At 45.2% G+C, this 15615-nt stretch carries 19 protein-coding genes; 1 reads left to right on the top strand and 18 read right to left on the bottom strand.

Annotated elements, in window-relative coordinates:
• The 15 genes from ACYQ3Q_RS22500 to ACYQ3Q_RS22430 form a co-directional block, all read right to left on the bottom strand.
• Window positions 1-783 carry a murein hydrolase activator EnvC family protein gene (locus ACYQ3Q_RS22500; protein ID WP_459930709.1) on the bottom strand — a complete coding sequence of 261 codons (783 nt, stop codon included), beginning with the start codon at window positions 781-783 and terminating at the stop codon, window positions 1-3.
• A gap of 393 nt (window positions 784-1176) precedes the next feature.
• The gene (gene rodA / locus ACYQ3Q_RS22495) at window positions 1177-2340 is read right to left on the bottom strand and encodes a rod shape-determining protein RodA (RefSeq protein ID WP_459930755.1); all 1164 of its coding nucleotides are present in this window, start codon (window positions 2338-2340) and stop codon (window positions 1177-1179) included.
• A 267-nt stretch (window positions 2341-2607) separates the two neighbouring features.
• Window positions 2608-2886 carry a cell division topological specificity factor MinE gene (minE, locus tag ACYQ3Q_RS22490; protein WP_034142165.1) on the bottom strand — a complete coding sequence of 93 codons (279 nt, stop codon included), beginning with the start codon at window positions 2884-2886 and terminating at the stop codon, window positions 2608-2610.
• A gap of 29 nt (window positions 2887-2915) precedes the next feature.
• Window positions 2916-3710 carry a septum site-determining protein MinD gene (gene minD / locus ACYQ3Q_RS22485; protein ID WP_459930708.1) on the bottom strand — a complete coding sequence of 265 codons (795 nt, stop codon included), beginning with the start codon at window positions 3708-3710 and terminating at the stop codon, window positions 2916-2918.
• Window positions 3711-3746: 36 nt separating this feature from the next.
• Entirely contained in the window at window positions 3747-4430 is a 684-nt protein-coding gene (minC, locus tag ACYQ3Q_RS22480; RefSeq protein ID WP_459930707.1) for a septum site-determining protein MinC, read from the bottom strand.
• A 126-nt stretch (window positions 4431-4556) separates the two neighbouring features.
• Complete coding sequence (gene mrdA, locus ACYQ3Q_RS22475; RefSeq protein WP_459930706.1) at window positions 4557-6668, bottom strand: penicillin-binding protein 2; 2112 nt, start codon at window positions 6666-6668, stop codon at window positions 4557-4559.
• 340 nt (window positions 6669-7008) lie between these two features.
• On the bottom strand, window positions 7009-7515 hold the full coding sequence (gene mreD / locus ACYQ3Q_RS22470) for a rod shape-determining protein MreD (RefSeq protein ID WP_459930705.1): 507 nt from the start codon (window positions 7513-7515) through the stop codon (window positions 7009-7011).
• The gene (gene mreC / locus ACYQ3Q_RS22465) at window positions 7515-8381 is read right to left on the bottom strand and encodes a rod shape-determining protein MreC (RefSeq protein ID WP_459930704.1); all 867 of its coding nucleotides are present in this window, start codon (window positions 8379-8381) and stop codon (window positions 7515-7517) included. The genes mreD and mreC overlap by 1 nt, the downstream gene beginning before the upstream one ends.
• 21 nt (window positions 8382-8402) lie before the next feature.
• Window positions 8403-9428: a rod shape-determining protein gene (locus ACYQ3Q_RS22460; RefSeq protein ID WP_459930703.1), complete on the bottom strand. Its 1026-nt coding sequence runs from the start codon at window positions 9426-9428 to the stop codon at window positions 8403-8405.
• A gap of 164 nt (window positions 9429-9592) precedes the next feature.
• Window positions 9593-10276 (bottom strand): RadC family protein, encoded by a 684-nt coding sequence (radC, locus tag ACYQ3Q_RS22455; RefSeq protein ID WP_459930754.1) that lies wholly within the window; start codon window positions 10274-10276, stop codon window positions 9593-9595.
• Entirely contained in the window at window positions 10227-10883 is a 657-nt protein-coding gene (locus tag ACYQ3Q_RS22450; protein ID WP_459930702.1) for a Maf family protein, read from the bottom strand. Before ACYQ3Q_RS22450 ends, radC begins: the two co-directional genes overlap by 50 nt.
• A 1-nt stretch (window position 10884) precedes the next feature.
• Window positions 10885-11199, bottom strand: coding sequence for a DUF4321 domain-containing protein (locus ACYQ3Q_RS22445; RefSeq protein WP_459930701.1), 315 nt, complete (start codon window positions 11197-11199; stop codon window positions 10885-10887).
• A gap of 282 nt (window positions 11200-11481) precedes the next feature.
• The gene (locus ACYQ3Q_RS22440) at window positions 11482-11904 is read right to left on the bottom strand and encodes a type II toxin-antitoxin system PemK/MazF family toxin (RefSeq protein WP_459930700.1); all 423 of its coding nucleotides are present in this window, start codon (window positions 11902-11904) and stop codon (window positions 11482-11484) included.
• The gene (locus ACYQ3Q_RS22435; RefSeq protein ID WP_459930699.1) at window positions 11882-12067 is read right to left on the bottom strand and encodes a hypothetical protein; all 186 of its coding nucleotides are present in this window, start codon (window positions 12065-12067) and stop codon (window positions 11882-11884) included. Before ACYQ3Q_RS22435 ends, ACYQ3Q_RS22440 begins: the two co-directional genes overlap by 23 nt.
• Before the next feature lie 141 nt (window positions 12068-12208).
• Window positions 12209-12763 carry a hypothetical protein gene (locus ACYQ3Q_RS22430; protein WP_459930698.1) on the bottom strand — a complete coding sequence of 185 codons (555 nt, stop codon included), beginning with the start codon at window positions 12761-12763 and terminating at the stop codon, window positions 12209-12211.
• A 435-nt stretch (window positions 12764-13198) separates the two neighbouring features.
• On the opposite strand from ACYQ3Q_RS22430, the gene ACYQ3Q_RS22425 reads away from it, so the two are divergent.
• On the top strand, window positions 13199-13327 hold the full coding sequence (locus ACYQ3Q_RS22425) for a hypothetical protein (RefSeq protein ID WP_459930697.1): 129 nt from the start codon (window positions 13199-13201) through the stop codon (window positions 13325-13327).
• A gap of 13 nt (window positions 13328-13340) precedes the next feature.
• On the opposite strand, the gene aspA is transcribed toward ACYQ3Q_RS22425, so the two are convergent.
• The 3 genes from aspA to ACYQ3Q_RS22410 all read right to left on the bottom strand — a co-directional run bounded on the left by aspA (window position 13341) and on the right by ACYQ3Q_RS22410 (window position 15600).
• A complete protein-coding gene (aspA, locus tag ACYQ3Q_RS22420; protein ID WP_459930696.1) occupies window positions 13341-14747 on the bottom strand; it encodes an aspartate ammonia-lyase in 1407 nt (468 codons plus the stop codon).
• A 243-nt stretch (window positions 14748-14990) separates the two neighbouring features.
• Window positions 14991-15245 carry a Txe/YoeB family addiction module toxin gene (locus ACYQ3Q_RS22415; RefSeq protein ID WP_034142154.1) on the bottom strand — a complete coding sequence of 85 codons (255 nt, stop codon included), beginning with the start codon at window positions 15243-15245 and terminating at the stop codon, window positions 14991-14993.
• Window positions 15238-15600 carry a type II toxin-antitoxin system Phd/YefM family antitoxin gene (locus ACYQ3Q_RS22410; protein WP_459930695.1) on the bottom strand — a complete coding sequence of 121 codons (363 nt, stop codon included), beginning with the start codon at window positions 15598-15600 and terminating at the stop codon, window positions 15238-15240. Before ACYQ3Q_RS22410 ends, ACYQ3Q_RS22415 begins: the two co-directional genes overlap by 8 nt.
• Between the last annotated feature and the right edge of the window lie 15 nt (window positions 15601-15615).

The following is a 15615-nucleotide window of genomic DNA, read 5'->3' as shown; positions in this document are numbered from 1 at the left end:
CTAATTCTTGGACTCTGGCGGGATGACATAGGGTATTGGATTGACTGGTTGGTTATTCTTTCTTAGTTCAAAATGCAGCCAAGGCTTCTTCAAGGGTGCGGAAAGACCAACCGTTCCGACAACGTATCCCTTGGCAACTCGCTGACCCTGCTGAACATAAATTCCGCCTAGGTTCCCTAACACCGTAGTCCACCCATCTCCAAAATCCACTTTCACGTACTTCCCTAATTGGGGATCTTCCCCCACAAAAGTAACTACCCCATCCGCAGGAGCTACGACGGAGTTTCCCAAAGCACTCCCTACATCAATTCCGTTATGAACCGACCCGACCGGGTTGCTGCCTCCTTTTCCCACTTCTCCAAAGGCAGCCATGACCGGTCCAGAAATAGGAGGCAATAATTGACCGATCATCTTAGCGTCAACGGGCGTACTCTTGACTCCGACACCCCCTAGCGACAAGGCTTCTTTAGCCATACCCGTCATAACTTGGTAATAGTTTCCTGAATCCATAGCGCTGCGGTAAGTTGAATGAATCGCTCGAGAAAAGGGGTCTGCACTATTAGCGCTGAAGAAAATCAACAGAAAAAGTAACGCTGCTAAAGAGGTTCTTTTTTGGGTTCCATTCCAATGGTTGAGGAAATTTCCCCAGCCCCGCTTCACAGGTCTTCGGAAGCGTCCCGTCGTGTGCTCAGGGTGTCCAGACCTACCCCGCCCTTGTTCTTTCCCCACTTCTTGGATGGCCCGTTCCCATTCCCAGTCATCCCAGCGTTCAAAAGGATTCATCCCACTCTGCCCCCTTTCTACGAAGTCCGAAGTTCGAGGTCCGAAGTCCGAAACTTGAATTCGATTCTGCGAATCGAAGAATAAACTAGACTTTTAGCTTAAATTTTAGTCGAACTTTGTTCGCTTCAATTCGGACCTCGGACATCAGACTTCGATCATTCAGGCTCGTACATTCCTTAATAGTCTACGCGAAAGCAAAAGAAATAGAACTGCGATGCAGTTCTATTTTGAGGTCCAAAGTCCGAGGTCCGAACTTGAATTCGATTCAACGAATCGAAGAACGAATTAGATTTGGAATTCAACTAGACTTGGAATTAGGCAGAAGGCTTTAATTTCTGGGCGAACTCTGTTCGCTTCGATATCGGACCTCGGACCTCGGATATCGGACATCGATTAAAACATGCGCCTCTGGTGTCTTAAATTGACACTTAAGAGTAGGCCAATCGAAGCCATATTGGCCCACAAGGCGCTTCCCCCAGCACTGATCAACGGGAGTGGAATTCCTGTGACAGGCATAATCCCGGAGGTCATACCTACATTGACTAGAATGTGAAAGGTGAACATGGAAACCACACCCGTGACAATCAACATTCCGTACATATCCCGTGCTTTCAAGGCAATGTTGATGGCGCGCAGTAAGAAGATTAGAAACAGGAAGAGGAGCGTGATCGTTCCGATAAAGCCGAACTCTTCGCCAACCACCGAGAAAATAAAGTCGGTATGGTGCTCGGGTAAGAAATTCAACTGGCCTTGGGTACCCATTCGATACCCTTTACCCCATAACTCACCTGATCCAATCGCCCACAGGGATTGAAGAATATGAAAACCATCTCCCGACTTATCCGCTGCAGGATTAACAAAAATCGTTAAGCGCTTTAATTGATACTCTTGGAGGGGGAGTGGGAGTCCTTGAGCCCATTGTAACCACTTTGGTAAATTTGTCGCGAAGTGGAGCCAAAGCGCACCTGCCACTGTAATAACCCCTGCTACGATAAGACCTCCGAATTTCCATGGATTTGCCCCTGCTACAAACATCATTCCGATAAATATTGCCACAAAAACTAAGGTTGTTCCTAGGTCGGGCTGCTTAAAAATGAGCAGCATGGGCATTAATACAAACAAAAACGGAGGTATGAAATCAGTGAAATTATTGAGTCTGCCTTCTCGCCGGGCCAAAAAATCTGCAAAGGTTAAGATGATGAAAATTTTGGCAAACTCTGAAGGTTGGATTCCTATCGAAGAGGTAAGATAAATCCAACGAGTAGCCCCTTTGGCCGAGTCACCAAAAAAGATAACGGTTAAGAGCAGGGCCAGGTTAAAGCCATAAATCCACCAGCGAAAAACTTGCCATTTCTGATAATCAATCACAGCTACGACCACTGCAATGACGAGACCACTCAAAATCCAGATAGTCTGCGTCTGAACATAGTGGAGGGGATTTGACTTCATCACATTGATCGAGGCCGTGCTTAAAATTACCAAACTGGCAGCCAGTAATAACAATGTAAAAAGTATAAATAAGAAGTCTAAGTTTCTTAAAGCTCTTCTGTCCACGATATAATCTCCCTATGATTTTTATGTTGACGGATACTTGTTTATTATAACATACGCGAGGCGCGAGGCGCGAGGTTCGAGGCTCGAATAGTGAGTTCGATTCTGCGAATCGAAGAACGGAATTGAACATAAAAACATGGGGCGTAACAAACTTCAAAGTTTTGTTACAGCCCCAGAAGAACGGATGTAAAAGTAATTATCCTGCGAACTCTGTTCGCTTCAATTCGAACCTCGAACTTCGAACCTCGAACCTCGCGCTTCGCGCTTCGCTTACCCTTTGGCTGCGTAGTCTCGCTTCATCTTCACGACGGGGATGTTGGCGACTAGGGCCACTTCTCGATCATCTTGACATAGATTGAACTCGAGTGCCGCTTCATCAATCTCCATATAGTTAGAGATTACTTTGACTAGATCTTCCCTTAGTCTGTTCAGCATGGCAGGCGATATGCTAGCGCGGTCATGCACCAAGACGAGCCGAAGGCGTTCTTTTGCTACTGTCTTGCTCGAGGCGCTTTCCCTGCCAAGCATCCGGCTGATAAATTCTAACAAGGACGATTCCTCCTCTCAGTACCGAACGGTTAGCGAATCCCAACAAGTCTTTTTAGTCTATCCATGATTCCAGAGGGTACCTCAAGGTTCATAAGGGGTACGTCCTCTCCCATAATCCGCCTTGTAATGCGACGGTAGGCCTCTCCTGCTTTTGACCCCTGATCCATAACTGCGGGTTCTCCGCGGTTTGTGGAGACTACGATACTCTCGTCTTCTGGAACAACCCCGATTAATTCGATTGCCAAAATATCTAAGATGTCTGAGATATCCATCATATCCCCACGTTTTACCATTTCGGGGCGGAGACGGTTGATGATTAACTTCGGATTTCTCAGTTCGGCAGCTTCTAATAAGCCGATAATACGGTCCGCGTCGCGCACTGCACTGACTTCGGGCGTACAAACGACAACCGCACGGTCTGCGCCGGCTATCGCGTTGCGAAAGCCTTGCTCTATTCCTGCCGGGCAGTCAATGATCGCATAATCAAACTCTTCTTTAAGTTCTTTGGCTAATGTCTTCATCTGCTCGGGACTAACTGCTGTTTTATCTTTAGTTTGGGCAGCTGGTAGCAAAAAGAGGTTTGTAAAACGTTTATCTTTAATGAGTGCTTGCTTAAGCCGACAATTCCCACTGGTTACATCCACTAAATCGTATACGATACGGTTCTCAAGACCCATCACAACATCAAGGTTGCGCAAACCGATATCGGTATCGACTAGGACAACTTTATGACCGCTAGCAGCTAAGCCGGTACCAATATTTGCGGATGTTGTCGTCTTACCAACGCCCCCTTTTCCGGAAGTTACAACGATTACCTCACCCATAGTTAGACCTACCTTTCCACATAGACTTATTCTTCGTTAACGAGCCTTGCTTCGCCAACCATTCATACCAGCCGCTTCAACCGTTAATTGGTCATCTTTGATTTTGGCAATCTCCGGTCCTCGTCCGTCCGCTTCCTCATCAGGTGCCCTAGTTACCAGGTCCGCAATCCTTAATTGGGTGGGTGCCAAATGATACGCGCTCACGGAGGCTTTTCGGTCACCAGTTGCTCCTGCGTGGGCAACTCCTCGAAGGGATCCTAGAACAACAATGTTTCCCGTGGCAATGATTTCTGCGCCAGGATTAACGTCACCCATTACTACGACATGACCCTCAAATTGCACACTTTTTCCAGAACGAAGTGTTCGTTCTATGAAGAGACAGCGTCCTTCCACCATCCCTTCCTCCCAGAGACGTGCTTCCCTCTCCTGGCTTGCGTAGGACTGCGTCTTGCCTGGGACGTAGACCTCTTCCGTGGTTAACCATCCTGCAAGTTCTAACTGGTTTTGTCGTAAAATTGTTGCCAGACTTGCTTGTTCAGCCTCGGAAAATTCCTTTTTCCCAGCATAGCACCGGACGTTCGCGCCTTGGAGGAATTGATCAGAGCTTTTCAAAAGATTTTCCAGTTCGTTCATTAGCAATCCAAAGTCCGCGGCAGGATCAAGGTATAACACCAATCCTTCGCGGGTTCCTTTAAGTGCCACATGTTCAGTCCGTGTCAACCTGCCCAATCCCCCATCGCTTAGTCATAATTCTACCTTCTATAAACGCTCCTCTATAAATTCTACAAGGTTGTCCCAATTCCCTTTTTACTATCTAAAAAAAACGAGGATAAATTTCCTCGTTTTTTAGCCTCCATTCGCGTTCTTCCAACCAAAATACTTCATAAAGGCTGCCTTGGCGACGTAACCTGCCGTATCCCCTCCATGCCCTCCAAATTCGACGATCCCGGCAAAGGCAATTTGCGGATTATCATAAGGGGCAAAGGCTACAAACACACCGTTGTATATATCTCCCGAAATCGTGTCCTTGGACCCGATCTGGGCGGTTCCAGTTTTACCTCCCCCAGTAAATTCCGGTACATCAGCGAAGAGAAAGGAGGCCGTCCCTTCCCCTGTTGTAACAGCGCGCATCCCTTTTTTGACCGCATCAAGAACCTCGGGTGAAACCGAGACGGTATTTAGAACCTTAGGTTCATATTGCTGTACCGTGTCTCCAGTAATTGGGTCCAAGAGTTTATCGACAACATACGGTCGAAAGTGTTTTCCACCATTCACCATGGTAGCAACATAATTGGCTAATTGCAACGGCGTGTAGGAGTTATACCCTTGCCCAATAGAATTAAAGTGACTGTCATAGACCTTCCAGTCCACATGTTCACTGACCATTTGCTTGTACCATACAGCAACCTGTTTAATCTCTGTGTCTTTTGCCGCTTGCAGTTTTTGCTTAGCTTTAGCGTCGGTCGCTTCCGCCAGCTTGGTGGCGTAATTACTCTCAATATCGGCCAGTTTTTTATCTCGAGACTTCTCATAGGTAGGGCCAAAATAAGATTTCTTCCATTCGGCAGAAGGTGCTATTCCTTTAGCTTCGCCGGGTAAATCAATGCCGCTTTCGACGCCTAATCCGAATTCATGGGCGATCTGGCCAATCGTCTCCGGATTAGCCTCAAAGGCGCGGCGGCCCATCACTTGAAAATAAATATTCGAGGATTTAGCTAGGGCTCGAGAAAGATTGACAGAGCCAAAATTATTTCCACCCCATTCAGCGGTACCTTGTTGCTGAGCAGCAAGGTTCCCTAACGAAGACATGGCACCATTGACCCGCTCCTCCGGCGTTGTTACTTTGAGTTGTAAAGCAGCCATCGCTGTCACCATTTTGAAGACCGAACCTGGTGCATACACCCCTGACAAGGCCCGGTTAAGGGACGCCGCTTCTGAGGCTCGTTTAGGGTCTTGAGGCCAATACTTATCTGCCATTTGGTCCGAAATTATCCCGATCAAATCGTTCGGATCCATTGCAGGCCGAGAAGACATGGCCAGAATCTTGCCTGTGTTGACATCGATGACCACAGCTGCCCCGGAATGAGCCGTTGGGCTTTTTTTCTGTACGTCTTGAATGACTTCATCGAGTTTATCATCCACCGTTTTTTGTAGGTCAGCGTCAATGGTCAGTTGGACGGTTTTCCCTGCTTGTGGTGGCATAATAACCTGTTTGGAAATAGGACGGGCTCGATTATCTACTTCAACTTGTTGGATTCCTTCTTGACCCCGCAACCAGAAATCATAGGATTTTTCGACCCCCATCTTACCCACGATGTCTCCCTGAGCATACTCAAACCCTACCTGTTGCGCATCTGGATTTTTATTCAACTGATCAATTTCCGGTTTTGCTATTTCACGAACATACCCTAGGAGCTGACCAAGCAGAATTTTCCGAGGGTAGTAGCGCACAGGAATCGCTTCCACACTTACTCCTGGAAGCTCCTCTTGGTGCTCGGCGATGACCGCTTGGAGCTCAGGAACCACCTTATTCAAGATGATAACGGGGCGATAGCGTTCCCACTGGTGATTTTGGATATTGGCTAAAATATCTTCCGTGATCGAATCCACCGTCTGATTGGTGTTTGGCCAGTAGGGTTTAATATAACCTGCTAAGCCACGCACGACATCTTTCCAAGCACTGCCCTTTGCTTGTTGTAAATCCATCCAATCTAGGTGTAGCACAAACTCCGGAACACTCGTTACCAGGAGCTTGCCGTTTTTATCGACGATATCTCCTCTCGTGGGAGGCACCTTAACCTGCTTTACGAAGTTTCCCTTAGCCATAGCGGTATAGTAGGACCCTTGGGCAATCTGCAAACGCCAGAGGTTCGAGCCTAGAATTAAGAAGACCAAAAGCACTACGATGCTTAAGCCCCAAAGTCGATACGTATAGGGTTTTCGCTCTTTGTCATCCATTCAAAAAACTCCTCTCCGCTACGTTTTTTGCGATGTTCGAGGTTCGAGGTTCGTGGTACGATTTGTGAATTCGATTCTGCGAATCGAAGTAACGGATTGAACTAACTTGAGTATTATTGAGGGTATTCGAAATTCTATTATTGTATTACTTCGTTTCTATGATTTAAAAAATAGATTGGAGTTAGCTCTAGGATCAATTCGTTGTGTGCAGTTCGATACTTTGTGCATAAACTCTGAATTGAAATCCGCCTTAAACTGCGATGCTTAAATTGTCTTGCGAACTTGTTCGGGCTTAATTCGAACCTCGAACCTCGAATATCGAACCTCGAGATATGAACGCCTAGCGTTCATATCTTGGCCGGTAGCGCAACCAGCCGCGAACGAAGGATTGGTGAATCCATGGATAGGTCACGGGAACTAGGAGGGCATTGTACAGGGATACTCCGATTACTAATCGTACGATATCTGTAAAACCCCAATGAAGTCCAGCACCCAAACTTAAAAAAGAAACTAGTATTTGCCCCACTGCGGTTACAAGAAAGACCATAAAGGTGGTTAAGAGGAAATTTTCTCGGTACCAGCGCTCGGCTAGCCAATTACTCAAAATAGCGACCACTGCAAGTGTGAGTGTATACATACCGACGTAGCGCCCCACATAAAAGTCTTCAAATAAACCCGCCCCAAGTCCCCAAATCCCACTGACGGACATACGATGATGCATGGCGATATAGATCGTCAGTAACATGAGTAAATCCGGTTTAATTCCTGACCATGACCAAAAGTGGAAGAGTGTTCCCGGTAAAATCAGACTTAGGAGAAACATTCCTGCGATCAAAACATAACGCATTACTTTCCCCCCGCCATTTTAACAATATAAGCCTCTTCCAAGGCATCAAAGTCCATGAGTGGTTGAATGTAGGCCGTTTTGAGTAAGCCTGAGGGGTCAAGCTGAATCTCCTTTACTTGACCGATCGGGATATCTTTAGGGTAGACTCCTCCGAGCCCTGACGTTAGTACCAGATCTCCTGGATTTACACTATCTTCTCTGCGAAAGAGCATTTGTAAATTCCCTTCCGGACTCAGACGAGAACCGCGATTATAATTTCCTTGCACAATTCCGAAGGTACTAACACCCGTGCTTCCGTGCACAAGGGCACTTACTTGTCCTTCCCCGTCAAGGATTAGTAAGACTTCCGAGGTGGTCGGTGAGACCGACACAACCTTCCCTAAAAGCCCTAAATCTCCGATCACTGGGTCATTTGGGGCGATCCCATCCGCGCTTCCACGGTTTAAGGTTAGGGTTCGGTACCAATTGGTAGGATTACGATTAATAACACTAGCACCTATCTTTTCAAACTTAGCGAGGGTCGGACTGCGAAACTGACCCTCATCAAGTTCATTATAGCGCATACCGGCCAGTACTTCAGCTTTGAGTTTTAAATTATCGCCAGTTAACTGATCTACCTGTTTGCGAAGAGCTTCATTTTGGAGCTGTACCTCTCGGAAGTTCCATAAGACTCGAAAATTTCCCTTAATGCCATTCCCCAAGTCAAGAATGGGTTGTTCTAACGGGCTTAAAACGCGTTGCATAACCCCCCCAACTGGGTTGGGGAAATGACTACCCAGTCCGGTTAGACGGATGGTTATGAGTACGCCTAGCAACAGAAAGAAAACGAGAACCGCAATTCCCGTTACATTTACTCTTTTCCCCACCACAATTCCCCCCCGCTATTTTTAACTCTTTTGCGAGGCGGCAATTTTTCGAAGGATCTCCGCATGTTCCAAGACATGTCCTGTGCCTATAGCGACACAGGACAATGGATCCTCCGCTAAGTGCACCGCAATGCCTGTTTGATCAGAAATCAATCGGTCTAGGTTGCGCAGTAACGAACCGCCACCTGCCATCATAATACCACGATCCATAATATCCGACGATAATTCCGGGGGAGTTTTTTCCAAGCATGATTTTACAGCATCGACAATAGCCATCACTGGTTCTTGTAGCGCCTCTTGTATTTCCTCTGAGGAAACTTCAATTGTTTTTGGAAGGCCTGTTAATAAATCTCGCCCGCGCACTGTATACATACCCTTTTCTGCCATATAAGCGTAACCGATTTCAAACTTGAGTGCTTCCGCGGTTCGATAACCAATCATCAAATTATATCGTCTTTTAATATGAGCAATGATCGCATCATCCATTTCATCACCGGCCACACGGATTGAACGGCTTGTCACTATTCCACCTAATGAAATAACCGCGACTTCCGTTGTCCCCCCACCGATGTCAACGATCATATTCCCCGTCGGTTCACTGACTGGAAGTCCAGCGCCAATAGCTGCTGCCATAGGTTCTTCTAAAATAATCGGATCTTTCGCACCAGCTGCCATAGCAGCTTCTTTCACGGCACGTTCCTCAACCGGAGTGACACCAGAAGGCACACAAATAACCACACGAGGCCGGATAAAGGGATGTTCGGTTCCTAGGGCACGGCTAATAAAGTATTTCAGCATTTTTTGTGTAACATTAAAATCTGAGATTACCCCATCTTTTAGTGGACGTATAGCCACAATATTACTGGGGGTCCGACCGATCATTTCTTTAGCACTATCCCCTACGGCCATTGGGGTCTTTGTCGTTATGTCCATTGCCACCACAGAAGGTTCCCGGACTACAATCCCTTTTCCTTTGACATGAACCACTGTATTTGCTGTTCCTAAATCTATCCCTAAATCTCTGCTAAAAAAGTTAAAACCAAACATTAAATTAAAACTCCTTCCGTTAATCGATGTCCGAAATCCGAGGTCCGAAGTCCGAATCGAAGCGAACAGAGTTCGCACAATAATTCAAGCCTTCAGGTTTAATTCCGTTCTTCGATTCTTAAATCGAATACAAAGTCGGACCTCAGACATCGGACTTCGGACATCTATATGACTCCCCGCTCTTTCAAACTGATAAACCGATTATCTCCGATAATCACGTGATCTAACACCTCAATCCCCAGAATCTTTCCCCCGTCTGCCAAACGACGCGTGACCTCAATGTCTTCCTGACTGGGAGTTGGATCCCCACTGGGATGATTGTGCAATAAAATTATGGCGTTTGAATTGCGCCGGATCGCTTCTTTAAAACACTCCCTTGGATGGACCATGGATGAATTGAGCGAACCAATCGAGACCGGGCTGATTCCCAAGACATGATTTTTCGTCGATAGAGAAACAACTCGGAAATGTTCACGATCTAGGAATCTCATTTCTTCCATTACAATGTGTGCTACATCCTGAGGAGAATTGACCACGGGTCTCGACATGGGATCTACAGAGACTGAACGACGCCCTAATTCTAAGGCGGCTTTCACTTCTGCAGACTTTGCTTTTCCTAAACCGTGTATTTGGGCCAGTTCATGCACTGTTAGCTTGCCTAACCCTGAAAGTCCACCGACACTGACCAAAATCCGTTCAGCTAGCGTTAAAACATTTTCTCCTTTGATGCCGGTACGCAAAAGAATGGCCAATATTTCCCGATTTGATAATGCTTCGGGACCTAGTTGGCAAAGTCTCTCACGGGGCAGAAGTTCCTCCGGTAAATCCTTCAAACGTCGATAATCCATCATCCACCTCGCGTGAAGCGATATTTATCTGCCCAATCCCCCACGCCTTCAGCTGTTCCGTAAGATACTCCATCGGTAAGCCAATGACATTTGTCAAAGATCCTTGTATTGCAGTGACAAACTTTCCGGCTCCCCCTTGAATTCCATACGCCCCGGCCTTGTCCATCGGTTCTCCACTGGCTACATACGACGTAATTTCATCCGCTTTGAGCGGGCGAAAATGGACAATGGTTGTAACCACGTCCTCGACGAGCCTTCCCGATCCAGAAACTAACGAGACTCCCGTTAAAACTTCATGAGTCCTGCCACTTAGATTCTTCAGTGTTTCAACCGCTTCTTCAGTAGAAGTAGGTTTCCCCAATATTCGGCCGTCTAGAACTACCATCGTGTCAGCCCCTAACACGACATCCTGCGCGTTTCCCCCTGATTCCAACCAGTGGGTTAAACCCGCTTGGGCTTTGCGTACTGCCAACTGTCTTACCCCGATTTCCGGAGTAATCCCTTCTGTCAGCACTTCTGAAACGGAAGCCTTAACCGTTTCAAAGGTATACCCTCCCTCGCGAAGCAACATCGCCCTCCGAGGAGATGAAGAAGCAAGCACGAGCATATTACACCTTCCTTGACAATAAATATCCTCCTAAGGCTCCCAAAAGCGTCGCCATAGTAATACTCAAGCGAATACCGAATGAGAGCGAGAGGAAAAAGAAATCCAAGTAAGTATGGGAGGGTATATCGATAACGGCAGGCCTCAAAAACGGTGCGAAAATACCGTATTTTTCTAAGCCAAGTCCAACTAAAGTTCCAATGGCAGCACCAATCAAAATGAGTAAGACGGTTCTACCTGTGCTCGAAGAATTGCGCCCAACCGCCGCCATAGTTCTTTCCCCTTCCACTAAGTAGTAATATTTTACAACAGTCAACATAGACCCTTGTTTATACTACATTTAAGTGTAGCATCTTCCCCTTTACTAAGCAAGTTCGACACTGTTCTTCTGTGTGCTCTCTAAGCCCAGAAACTTCCTCTGGCTTGGGTCAAGAGGACGTTCTGGATGAATGCCAAGAGTGACGTTCATTTTCGGGATATTCTTATTTAACGAAAAAGGTACTCCAAACTCGAGTCAGGGCTTTCGAGTTTGGAGTACGGCAGAACTCAAACTAAGCTGTTTGAAATTAATGTATGCAAGTCGTTTTTCAAGTGTCTTCCTTTATTCTTCAACTATAAGTCCAAATAATTCCTCTAGTCCGATAAGTATATCCTCTTTGCCATCATCACTTATTGTTGTTACGTAACGTTCAAGATCAACTTTTAACAGAGGTTGGATAAGCCTAAGTTTAGCCATTGAGTCATATCTGAGATTATTTCTACTGGCATGTAACTCAATGTCACCACGCCGCTTTAAATCAATTCTATGCGATAGAGGTGCCGTGTTAACTGTCAAAGTAAGTGGGTTCGTATTGCCGCTGTCGTTAGATACAATAAGCATTGAACGATAAGCATGGAGAACTCTGTCATCGATCCTATCAGCATCCGGAATAGACACTAGTTCGTCTTTAATAGTCCAAACCTCGCCAAAGCCGAAAAGGCGCGTATCAATAAGACTATCTCTAATCATATCTTTGACTGACACTCTTAGCCCTCCTTCGTAGAGATTCATGAAGTTGGTACTCATGTAAAAAAACGCTAAGATACTCCTTATCAGCACCTCGTTCTCGGTCGGTTTCTTTCGAACGTTTTATTGCAGCTTCACGCCCAGAACGAGTCCGTTTATATACTCCATTTGTTTCGTTCATAGCTATTACCTCCCCATAGAAACCAATAACATCATATGCTAAACAGCTATGAAAAGACCTCTCGCCAGTTATTACTTTCTCCGCAACCTTTGTGCTAAATCCAGATGAGACGTATAACATTACTCTTATCCTCTCTATCAACTACTCTATCTTGTTTAATTCGTCACGTAGTCTAACTAATTGATCTATAAAACGATCAAGCCTCATACCGTCCATATCAAAATCGACATGCTGTTTCAAAGTCGAATCCATATTGTCATGAACTATCAATTTAATTTGAGCAAATTTGAGCATTTCTCCCCCTAAGTCATTTATTGACTTTTGAAAAGTATCTGTCACAACCCTTTGCAAAATCTTTCCTGAACAGTTATTAATAAATCTATAACTTCTAAGCATGTACTTATCATTTGCCAGTTTACTTCTAACAAGGCTTAATTTCTCTCTCGTTTCCTCACGAGCGTATCCGGCATGCGTCATTTGATTTGCGTAGTATTCATCTTCGTCTCTTAAGATAGCTTCAAAAAGATTTGCAATTTCACCAATCACATCGCTCACGGTTTGTTCATTCATGTCAAATAACGATAATGCCTCTGGCCTGATATGAATGTCGACCCGTTGATAACTTACCTCTATACGTGCAATACCCTGCCTGATAAGGCTTCCCAACCGTTCCAACACATTATTGAACAACTCCATAATAAGTCCTCACTTCCAAGTGTTTGTCATTGAAATAATAATGTTATTCGACGTTTTTCCATATTATCCTTCTAAGCAATATTAGCCTATCCTTAATATGCCCTACAATCTGTTTTCTAACAGAAAAGAGATTCACAACTAGAGAGAAGTGTCGCTGATAAGAAGAAGCAGGAGGGATGCTGGGGTAAGAGGGCGTTCGGGATTGATACCAAGAGTGACGTTCCTTTTTTGGATATTCTTAGTTAACGAAAAAGGTGCTCCAAACTCGAAACAGGGCTTTCGAGTTTAGAGCACCGCATAACCCAAACTAAGATGTTTGGGATCAAAGTATCTTACCAGCCCCAGAGGGTCGCGCTCACACGGCGCGAAGCCTTTGCGTGAGTCGTAGCCAAACTCGGCTTTAAACCCGCTTTCAGAGCAGGGCGGAACACAAGGATGTGTTCCGCCGGCCATGACACGGATGTCGCTTTGGTCGAAACACTCACCCGTGTTTCGCCCTGCCTCTTCCATCTAGGGTTTAAAGCCCTAGTTTGGCACGACGAGCGCATGGCTGAGCAAGTGTGACGCGACCCTCCCCTCACCGTTTTAACAGCTCCGCACCCGCAATACCTGGTTTGGTCATCTCATAGGGGTTTAAGATCACATCGAGTTCTTCTTTTGTCAGAATTCCCTTTTCCAATACGATAGCGCAGACTGGTCGACCACATAAGATAGCTTCTTTGGCTACGCTTGATGCTACCTCATATCCCACATGGGGATTGATAGCTGTCACTAAACCAACGCTATTTTCCACCATCGCGCGGCAACGCTCTACATTGGCTGTGATGCCTATGACACAGCGTTCTCGAAAGATACGAGTCACATTGCGCAGGATGTCTAACGATTGTAGTAAATTAAAGACCATCACCGGCTCCATGACATTGAGTTCTAGTTGTCCAGCCCCACAGGCTAAACCAATGGTAAAATCATTCCCTTGAACCTGAAAGGCAACTTGATTGACCACTTCCGCGATCACTGGATTGACTTTTCCAGGCATAATAGAAGAACCTGGTTGCATAGGCGGTAGATTTAGCTCATTTAGTCCCGTCCGTGGACCTGAGGCCATCAAACGCAAATCATTGGCGATTTTGGAAAGATTTACGGCTAACGTTCTTAAGGATCCTGAGACTTCCATGAACGCATCCGTGTTTTGAGTCCCATCAACTAGATCTTCGGCCAGTCGCATGGGTAAGTGAGTCCAGTCACGCAAGTACTCAGTTACTTTTTCAATATATTTGGGATCTGCATTTAATCCTGTGCCCACCGCCGTGGCGCCCATGTTCATGACTTCTAGGGATCGTATCGATTCTTTGATTCGCTTAATATCTCGCCCTAACATGTGAGCATACGCTGCAAACTCCTGGCCTAACCGAATGGGAACGGCATCTTGCAAATGCGTTCTCCCCATTTTTATAATACCGTCAAACTCTTGAGCCTTATCTGCAAAGGACTGGCGTAAACTGTCTAAGGATTCGAGCAAATCAAAGGCCACATTCAGGCAAGCAATCCGGATTGCCGTAGGGAAAACATCGTTGGTGCTTTGAGCCATGTTGACATGAGTGTTGGGATGGACTTTAAAGTACTCACCCTTTTTTCCACCAAGAATCTCAATTGCCCGATTAGCAATGACTTCATTGGCATTCATATTCATGGACGTCCCAGCTCCACCCTGGATTACATCAACCACGAATTGCTCGTGAAACTGACCACTAATCAGTTCCCTAGACGCCTGCACAATTGCTTTTCCTATAGAAGGATTCAAGCTTCCAATATACATATTCGCCTCAGCTGCTGCGCCCTTAACCATACCTAAAGCACGAATTAACTCCCCATGGGGAGGATATCCCGTAATTGGAAAGTTCTCCGTTGCACGGAGTGTTTGTATGCCATAATATACGTCATCCGGGACTTCGTGAACTCCTAACAAATCCTTTTCTTCCCGCATACTACACTCTCCCCCAATAATATTAACTCTGTATATTGTATACATAATATATCAGCTCAAGAGGTCTGTCGAGAATTTATGTTAGAGATTTTCCATTCAGCTGAAGTTATTGTCCGGAACATTATTTACACTGGATTATTATGAATCAAACAAAGCAATTTATGCAGAGCAAGCTACCCGGGGTAGGGTCACCAAAATGTCAAATTATTATTGAATGAACCGAGGATAAATTCCTCGGCTCATTCAATAATGATTTCTGCAACTGATTATATTAATCTTGTCAACGTCAATTTGATAAATTAAACGGTGAACATCTGTAATGCGACGACTCCAATATCCAGATAATTCATGTTTCAATGGTTCAGGCTTACCAATTCCTTCATTCCCATTCCTTTCAATATCTCGTATTAACTCATTGATTTTTTTTAATATTTTCTTATCTTCTGTTTGCCAATACAAGTAATGATTCCATGCAATATCTGAAAATATCTTAATCATCCAGCAGTTCCCGTTTCTTTCCTTTACCACTTTTAAGTTGTCCTATGGATTTAAGGAGTTCATTATAATATTTAGGGTTCCTTCTCACGTAAATATTTTCCAGAAGGTTATTGTATTCAGCCTCCGAAATCATAACCACATTTTCTCCACGTTCGCGAGTAATAATAATAGTCTCAAAATCATTTGTAGCCTTTTCGCAATATTCTTTAAAATTTTGTCTTACAGTCGAATAACTTATTGCTATCATATAATTCACCTCACTTTTATTGTACAGTATATTGTACAATAAGGCAAGGTGTGCTTGTATGTCATCTAAACAAGGTGATTTACTTTTTTCAGGATTTGCGTTTTCCATTCTTTCCAGAGGGTC

Source organism: Desulfosporosinus burensis (genome assembly GCF_054657535.1).
Note: the sequence above shows the minus strand (reverse complement) of the source record. Positions and strands in the feature narration are given on the sequence as shown.